General features: G+C 68.0%; 2 protein-coding genes. Both read right to left on the bottom strand.

Annotation, left to right across the window (positions count from 1 at the left end):
* A partial coding sequence (locus ELR45_RS40305) for a glucose-6-phosphate dehydrogenase assembly protein OpcA (protein WP_240759085.1) occupies nucleotides 1–325 on the bottom strand: 325 nt, incomplete at its 3' end.
* On the bottom strand, nucleotides 322–1,576 hold a 1,255-nt coding region (zwf, locus tag ELR45_RS02260), incomplete at its 5' end, for a glucose-6-phosphate dehydrogenase (protein ID WP_240759083.1). The genes ELR45_RS40305 and zwf, both read right to left, overlap by 4 nt.

The following is a 1,576-nucleotide window of genomic DNA, read 5'->3' as shown; positions in this document are numbered from 1 at the left end:
CGACGACCGACACCGGGTGCGCCGTCAGCGGGCCGAACGTGCGCAGCACGATGACCTCGCTGGCACCGGCGTCCCCGCCCACCCGGATCTGCGCGTCCAGACGCGCGGACCCGCGGGAGGTGCCCTTGATCACGGCGACGATGCGGCATGGATGCTCGTGACTCGCGTGGTTGGCCGAGGCGATGGCGCTCTCCGCGTTGTCCTCGTCGGTGATCAGCACGAGCGTGAGCACCCGGCCGAGGGCCACCGCCCCATGCTTTTCGCGCAGGTCGACCAGGCGCTTGCCCACGTCGCTCGACGTGGTCTTCGGGAGGTCGATGATCACGGTATCCTCCAGCTCCGGCCGTCGCGGGCGAGCATCTCATCGGCGGACTTCGGCCCCCAGCCGCCGGACTCGTACTGCTCGGGCGTCCCGTTGGCGGCCCAGTACTCCTCGATCGGATCGAGGATCTTCCAGGACCGCTCCACCTCTTCGTGCCTCGGGAACAGCGGCGGGTCACCGAGCAGCACGTCCAGGATGAGCCGCTCGTACGCCTCCGGGCTCTCCTCGGTGAAGGAGTAGCCATACCCGAAGTCCATGGTGACGTCGCGTACCTCCATGGCCGTGCCCGGCACCTTGGAGCCGAATCGGATGGTGACGCCTTCGTCCGGCTGCACCCGGATCACCAGGGCGTTCTGGCCCAGCTCCTCAGTGGCGGTGGACTCGAACGGCAGGTGTGGCGCGCGCTTGAACACCACGGCCACCTCGGTGACACGTCGGCCCAGACGTTTGCCGGTCCGCATGTAGAACGGAACGCCGGCCCAGCGCCTGGTGTCGATGTCGAGCCGGATCGCGGCGTACGTCTCGGTCTTGGAGTCCGGCGCGATGCCGTCCTCCTCCAGATAGCCGCGGACCTGGCTCCCGCCGGCCCAGCCGCCCGCGTACTGGCCGCGCGCGGTGTGCTTGCCGAGATCCTCGGGGAGCCGGACGGCAGAAAGCACCTTCTCCTTCTCCGCTCGCAGGTCGGCCGCGTCGAACGAGACCGGCTCCTCCATGGCGACCAGCGCCAGTAGCTGTAGCAGGTGATTCTGGATGACGTCCCGGGCGGCGCCGATGCCGTCGTAGTACCCGGCGCGCCCGCCGATACCGATGTCCTCCGCCATGGTGATCTGCACATGGTCGACGTAGTGCGCGTTCCATGTCGGCTCGAACAGCTGGTTCGCGAAGCGCAGCGCCATGATGTTCTGGACGGTCTCTTTGCCCAGGTAGTGATCGATGCGGAAGATCGAGTCGGCCGGGAAGATGTCCTCGACGACGTCGTTCAGCTCGCGTGCGCTGGCGAGGTCGTGGCCGAACGGCTTCTCGATGACCACCCGCCGCCACTGGTCCTCGTTCTCGGGCTCCGCGAGACCGGACCGGGCGAGCTGTTTGCAGACGACGTCGAAGAACGACGGCGGGATGGAGAGGTAGAAGGCGTGGTTGCCACCGGTGCCCTGCTGCTCATCGAGCTTGCGGACCGTCCGTTCCAGCTCGTCGAAGGCGTCGTCGTCGGAGAAGTCACCCGGCACGAAGCGGATCCCCTCGGCCAGCTGCCGC

This window comes from Phytoactinopolyspora endophytica, assembly GCF_004138495.1.
GTDB classification, from domain to species: domain Bacteria; phylum Actinomycetota; class Actinomycetes; order Jiangellales; family Jiangellaceae; genus Phytoactinopolyspora; species Phytoactinopolyspora endophytica.
Note: the sequence above shows the minus strand (reverse complement) of the source record. Positions and strands in the feature narration are given on the sequence as shown.